The sequence below is a fragment of the Corynebacterium sp. HMSC076D02 genome (assembly GCF_001813815.1).
Lineage (GTDB): Bacteria > Actinomycetota > Actinomycetes > Mycobacteriales > Mycobacteriaceae > Corynebacterium > Corynebacterium simulans.
Genome location: NZ_KV814016.1, coordinates 52,289 through 58,689 on the forward strand (window position 1 = coordinate 52,289; position 6,401 = coordinate 58,689).

General features: G+C 56.5%; 6 protein-coding genes. 2 read left to right on the plus strand and 4 right to left on the minus strand.

From position 1 onward, the window contains the following. Positions 1 to 4: 4 nt before the first annotated feature. Positions 5 to 1,741, minus strand: coding sequence for a pyruvate dehydrogenase (locus HMPREF2935_RS00300; RefSeq protein ID WP_070731523.1), 1,737 nt, complete (start codon positions 1,739 to 1,741; stop codon positions 5 to 7). 174 nt (positions 1,742 to 1,915) lie between these two features. Between HMPREF2935_RS00300 and HMPREF2935_RS00305 the strand changes: the two genes are divergently transcribed. Together HMPREF2935_RS00305 and HMPREF2935_RS00310 are read left to right on the plus strand one after the other, a co-directional pair. Continuing rightward, positions 1,916 to 3,415 carry an MFS transporter gene (locus HMPREF2935_RS00305; protein ID WP_070731524.1) on the plus strand — a complete coding sequence of 500 codons (1,500 nt, stop codon included), beginning with the start codon at positions 1,916 to 1,918 and terminating at the stop codon, positions 3,413 to 3,415. Then, positions 3,399 to 3,956: a TetR/AcrR family transcriptional regulator gene (locus HMPREF2935_RS00310; protein WP_070731525.1), complete on the plus strand. Its 558-nt coding sequence runs from the start codon at positions 3,399 to 3,401 to the stop codon at positions 3,954 to 3,956. The genes HMPREF2935_RS00305 and HMPREF2935_RS00310 overlap by 17 nt, the downstream gene beginning before the upstream one ends. 6 nt (positions 3,957 to 3,962) lie before the next feature. On the opposite strand, the gene HMPREF2935_RS00315 is transcribed toward HMPREF2935_RS00310, so the two are convergent. The 3 genes from HMPREF2935_RS00315 to HMPREF2935_RS00325 form a co-directional block, all read right to left on the minus strand. Beyond that, complete coding sequence (locus tag HMPREF2935_RS00315) at positions 3,963 to 4,574, minus strand: response regulator transcription factor (RefSeq protein WP_061924591.1); 612 nt, start codon at positions 4,572 to 4,574, stop codon at positions 3,963 to 3,965. Next, positions 4,574 to 5,650: a sensor histidine kinase gene (locus HMPREF2935_RS00320; protein ID WP_082785835.1), complete on the minus strand. Its 1,077-nt coding sequence runs from the start codon at positions 5,648 to 5,650 to the stop codon at positions 4,574 to 4,576. Before HMPREF2935_RS00320 ends, HMPREF2935_RS00315 begins: the two co-directional genes overlap by 1 nt. 16 nt (positions 5,651 to 5,666) lie before the next feature. Beyond that, on the minus strand, positions 5,667 to 6,401 hold a 735-nt coding region (locus HMPREF2935_RS00325; RefSeq protein WP_210400706.1), incomplete at its 5' end, for an ABC transporter permease.

Genomic DNA, 6,401 nt, shown 5'->3' on the forward strand with positions numbered 1-6,401 from the left:
CCGCCTACGGGCGCGGAATGTTGCGCAGGTTGGACTGCGCGAGCTGCAGCATCTGACCAACGCCGCCGCCAAAGACGGTGCGGGTGGCGGCCTTGGAGAAGCCCAGCAGCTGCTCGAAGGTCAGTGTCGGCGGGATGGAAAGAGCGTTCGGGTCGGTGATCATGTCAACCAGAACCGGGCCATCGAAGTCCATGGCCTCGCGAATCTGCTTGCGGGCCTTCTTTGGGTCCTCGATGCGGATGTGCTTGATGCCGGCAGCCTCTGCGATCGCGGCATAATCCACGTGGTCATGGTCGGTCTCGTGCTCTGGCAGGCCCTGGACCAGCATCTCCAGCTTGACCATGCCCAGCGAGGAGTTGTTGAAGACGAAGGTCTTCACCGGCAGGTTGTGCAGCTTCACGGTCAGCAACTCACCCATCAGCATGGACAGTCCTCCATCACCAGAGAAGGAGATGACCTGGCGGCCTTCGTTAGCGGCCTGTGCGCCGATTGCCATCGGCAGTGCGTTAGCCATGGTGCCGTGGCGGAAGGAACCGATCTGCTCACGCTTGCCATTCGGGGTGATGTAGCGAGCGCCCCAGACGTTGCACATACCGGTGTCGACGGTGAAGACGGCGTCGTCAGCTGCTTCTTCATCGATGATGTTGGCCACGAACTCTGGGTGGATAGGCTTCATCTTCTCAGCCTTCTTGGTGTATGCCTCCACCACGTGGTTGAGCTTGTTGTAGTGTTCCTTGAGCATCTTGTCGAGAAAGCGGCGGTCCTTCTTCTCATCGATGTGCGGAAGAATGTTCTCGATGGTGGCAGCCACGTCACCGGTAACCGGGTACTTAATCTTGGTGCGGCGGCCGATGTGGGAGCCGTCAATGTCGACCTGTGCGACGTTGCCCTTGGGCAAGAAGTCGTTGTACGGGAAGTCGGTGCCCAGAAGGATAAGCAGGTCGGCCTCGTGGGTGGCGTCGTGTGCCGCGCCGTAGCCCAGCAGGCCGGACATGCCGACGTCGAACGGGTTGTCGTACTGGATGTACATCTTGCCGCCCAGCGCGTGGCCGATTGGCGCCTTAATCTTTTCCGCCAGCGCCAGCACCTGCTCGCGGGCATCCTTGACGCCAGCACCGACGAAGAGCGCGACGGTCTTAGCCTCATTAATAGCCTGGGTTAGCGCGGCTGCTTCAGCCGGATCCGGGAAGACAACTGGACGTCCAGCGGAGATGGTGGAGGTGGTGAAGGTATCATCTTCAGCCTCCTGCGTGGAAACGTCGCCTGGGATAACGAGCACGGAAACGCCCTTGCCAGCCATGGTGGACTGGATAGCGTGGTGCAAAATGACACCGCCCTGGTCAGCGGAGTTGACCATCTCGCAGTAAGCGGAGCACTCGGTGAAGAGCATCTCCGGGTGGGTCTCCTGGAAGAACTTGGAGCCAATCTGGCGAGATGGAATATGTGATGCGAGGGCCAGAACCTTGGCGCCGTTGCGGTGGGCGTCGTAAAGCCCCTGTACCAAGTGGGTATTGCCCGGGCCGCAGGAAGCCGCACAGACTGCGAGCTTGCCGGTGGTCAGAGAGTCTGCCTCAGCAGCAAAAGCAGCAGCTTCCTCGTTGCGGACGTGGACCCATTCGATGGAGGAACGGCGCACCGCATCAACGATTGGGTTCAGGGAGTCACCAACCAGACCATAAATGCGCTCGACGCCTTGCGCCTCGAGAGTTTCTACGAGCTGTTCTGCGTAATTCTTCGACATATCACTACTTCTTTCAGGAATAGTAAAAAGTTTTCTCCATCCAGTGTCCTTATTAATTCCCCTTTGTGCCAGCTTTTTACTCAAGACTCACCAAACCCCCTGCCTGGTGATACGAAACACAGACCGCGTTCAAGCGTTTGAAACTATAATGAACGTTCGGTACATTTTCATACGATGTCCGCCACCGATTTAGTCCATTCCAATAGCACCGCCACTACCACCGAGTCCACCGCCGTACAGCGCTGGACTTTCTTTACCGTGGTCTCACTCGGCCTACTCATGGTCGGCCTCGATAACTCAATCCTTTACACCGCCCTCCCGGCACTGACGGATCAGCTGCACACCACATCTACCCAGCAGCTATGGATCATCAACGCCTATGCGTTAGTGCTGGCCGGCTTATTGCTGGGCACGGGCACCCTGGGAGATCGCATTGGGCATCGCCGCATGTTCGTCATCGGCCTTGTGCTTTTCGGCAGCGCATCCCTCGCCGCCGCGCTCGCCCCCGGCGCGTGGTTCTTGGTGGCTGCACGCGCATTCTTGGGCCTCGGCGCTGCCGTGATGATGCCCGCTACTTTGGCACTGATTCGCCTGACCTTCGACGATGAAATCGAGCGCAACACCGCGATCGGCATCTGGGCCTCCGTTGCGGTCGTGGGCGCTGCAGCCGGCCCTACCGTCGGCGGATTCCTCCTCGAGCACTTCTGGTGGGGCTCGGTCTTTCTCATCAACGTGCCCATCGTGCTCGTCGCGCTCTTGCTGACCTTCCTTTTGGCACCGCCCAACCAACCGAACCCGGACAAGCACTGGGATTTCGCATCCTCGCTCTATGCGCTTATTACGCTTTCTTCCCTGGTGCTGGCCATTAAGTCGGTGGCGGGTTCCCATTATGGGCTGGCCGGCGGCGCGCTGGTGGCCTGCGGCATCGGCAGCTTCGCGTTTGCTCGCCGCCAAAAGCAGCTTTCTGAGCCGATGCTCACCTTCGATGTCTTCCGCTCCCCCGTCTTCACAGGCGGCGTCATTGCTGCGGGCGGCGCGATGTTTGGCATGTCCGGGCTGGAGATGCTCACCACGCAGAAGCTGCAGATGGTCAATGGTTTAAGCCCCCTGCATGCGGGAATCACCATTTCTGCGGTGGCGATTGCGGCACTTCCGATGTCCACCCTAGGCGGCGCCAACCTGCACCGCTGGGGCTTTCTGCCCATCATCGCCGGCGGGTTTGTTTTCATGGCTGCGGGCATCGCCATCGCGATGTGGGCGGGCCACCACGGCATCTTTTGGTGCTTCGTTGCGGGGCTGCTCTGCATGGGCATCGGCGCGGGGCTCACGATGTCCGTGGCCTCAACCGCCATCATCGGCGCGGCGCCGCCCCATCGTTCCGGCATGGCCGCCGGCGTCGAGGAGGTCTCCTACGAGCTCGGCACGCTGCTATCCATCGCGATCACCGGCTCCATTGTGCCTTTGCTTTACTCCCGCAATCTGCCCGCGGATGTCGAGGGCATGCAAGCGCTTTACGACGCCGCGACCCACGACCTCGCCGCAGCCGCCTACGACAACGCTTACCTCACGACCCTCGGCGGCTTGCTCGCGATGATGCTGCTCTTCGCCGCAGTGACCGGCTATTTGTTTAAAAACAACCCGAAGTCGGGAGGCTACGATGCCGCGCATCAGTAAAAAGACCGAAGTGCTAAAAGCCGCCCTCACCATCATCGAGAACAAGGGCGTACATGCCGTGACTTACGACGCCCTGGCCACCGCCACGGGCATGTCAAAGTCCGGGCTCATCTATCACTTTCCTTCCCGCCACGAACTGCTCATCGAGTGCCACCGCTTCTGCGCCGCGCGCTGGGAAGCGGAACTCGAAGAGCTAGCCGGCGGCAAGCAGGCCGCGGAGCTAGACAAAAAGGAGCGCCTGCGCGCACTCGTGCAATCCCTAGGCAAGAACGACCCTCTGATCGAACTGCTGATGAGCATCCACTCCCAGCAACACCCGGACTTCATGGAACAATGGCGCGGCGTCGATAAGCGCTGGCTGCCCGATCCCGCAGCTGATGACCAAACCGCGCTCATCGCCACCATCCTTGGCAATGGCCTCTGGGTCCACGACCACTTGACTGAACGAAAGATACCCACAGCTACTCGCAAAAGGACAGTAGAACTCGTCTTGGAATTCCTAGATTCAGGAAAGCTACAAACCGCACCGCTTAAAGATTAAGCAACTTCAACTGATAATCCAGCCCCGCTCAATGGCAAGATTTACTGCCGCTGCACGAGTGTCAGCACCAGTCTTAGCCATCGCACGCGACAAGTGATTGCGCACCGTGCCCTCCGATAAGTTAACCCGCTTCGCGATTTCCGCGACGACCGCACCATCGGCAGCTGCTTGAAGCACTTCGGATTCTCGAACGGTGAGAGGAGATTCACCGAATAGAAAAGAATCTGCAGCAAGTTTGGGATCAACTACACGCAAGCCGGAGTGAACTCGGCGCACCGCATCAGCGAGCTCTGCGGCAGGCGCGTCTTTAACGATGAAGCCATGTGCTCCCGCGGAAACCGCGCGACGCAAGAAACCCGGGCGCCCGAACGTTGTAACTATCAATATCTTTACCTGCGGTAGCGCTTCTCTAAGGCGTTTCGTAGCAGTCAGACCGTCCACATTCGGCATATCTACATCCATCAAAATAACATCAGGACAAGCCACCGAGGCGACCTCCATGACCTCGCTTCCGTCGCCAACGTCGGCCACTACCTCAATGTCACTTTCCAAGCTAAGCAAGGCGCTTAATGCGCCTCGCACCATAGCCTGATCATCAGCAAGCATCACTTTTATCATTAATGCTCCTTAGCCCATGGCCCGGTTTGAACGGCCTGGGCTGTAAGCTTCAGACCTCCCATGGTGGTTTCACCCAAGCACAATTCGACTCCGTTATTTTGGCATCGCTCCCGCAGCCCTCGCAGACCATTTCCTTCCCTTATCTCTGCTATTCCGACTCCGTCGTCTTCAATCAATACAGATTTGGAGGTCAGACTGATGGAGCATCTCTTTGCACCGGAATGTCGGACAACATTCGTAGTCCCTTCACGCACTACCCAAGCAAACACTTCCCTCAAATCAACCTGTACTTCATCTACCGAATTCGGCATCTTCGCTTTAATACCTGCGCTTTGAAGGAGGCTTAATGCCCGAGCTAGTTCACCGGAAAGGCTGAGCTCTCGATAGCCATTTATTGCGGTGCGAACTTCTGCCAGCGCAGACCTCGAGATTTCCTCAATTTCTGCAATTTGTGACTTCGCCGTATTCGGGTCGAGCTCAATGAGCTTCTTTGCAAGCTCCGCTTTAAGTGTCACCGTTGTGAGAGAATGTCCCAAAATATCGTGCATGTCGCGAGCCATGCGGTTGCGCTCTTCGTTTACTTCGAGTTCTTGGGATCGAACTTCCTGTATCTTCCTTTGCGCTTGGCTAATAATCGCCATTCGGCTTGCTAAACAGGCAATGCCGGTTGTAATCAAAGACAAGTGGCCGAACGGCCATAGCGACTGAGGAATCGCTATCGCGGCGACTGCAGTAAAAGGCAGGGAAACCTGCCACGGAAATACAAATGCAACAGCCGAGGCAATGAAGTATGCAAGTTGAATCGCATCGGTTCCGACAAGATTAAGCACGATCAGTGCGAGAAAGGTTCCAACCACTAACAACGAAACTGCACGGAGATTGACCCGCATCACACCTAGGCGCAGATCATCGATTGCGATAGCCCAGGAACCAATGAGACAAAATACGCAGCAAAGAACAAGAACCGCGCTTGAAACCGGATACGGGTGGCTTCGAACCGTCAAAAGAATTGGAACAGTAAGGGCCAACCAGAAAATGGCCCAAATACTGTTTGGCCAGGTAATATACCGAGTCATCACTTTTTCATCTTAGCTAAACCCGAGCCGTATCATAGCGCATCTTCCGGGCTGCCCCGACCAAGAATACGAACAGCCAAACCACAACATTGGCCACTGCAGCCCACGAAAAGTTGCTCGCGTCCATCGGCGAAAGCGCCAACTTATGAAGTCCGTAGAGCGGGGTAAGACTTCCAATCTTGTCGAAAGTCGATCCAGGAGTCAGTGGCATAAATACTCCCCCGAGGAAAGACAGCAACGCTAACAAAGGCCCAACTACCTGCATTGTGGTCTCTGCAGGCAAAAGGTATCCCATGAACAACCCAAAAGACATAAAAATGATTGAGCCCAACCATGCGATGACAAAAGACTGAGCCCAAGCCAGAGCCGGCATGTGTGCATGGACCAGCGGTCCACAGATATAAACCGTGAGCAAGGCTATACCGCTCAGAGCTAATCCCGCTGTGGCTTTAGCTCCTACATAGTTAATTGGGCGAAGAGGAGTTAAACGCAGCTGCCGACTCCACCCACTTGCTCTTTCGATGCCAACTGCTGCACCAGTTCCAGCAGTCGCCATTAACCCAGCATAAAGGGCAAGACTTATTAAGATATTTGCTGCCCAGTTTCCATTCCCATATTCCTGCTGTGCATAGTCTGCAGTAGCAAATATGAACAGAAAGGCAATGGGGATAACCACGACGAAAACTAGACCACGGACATTGCGCAAAATGCGCTTCATTTCCAATTTGTATAAATACTGAAGTGCCCCGGG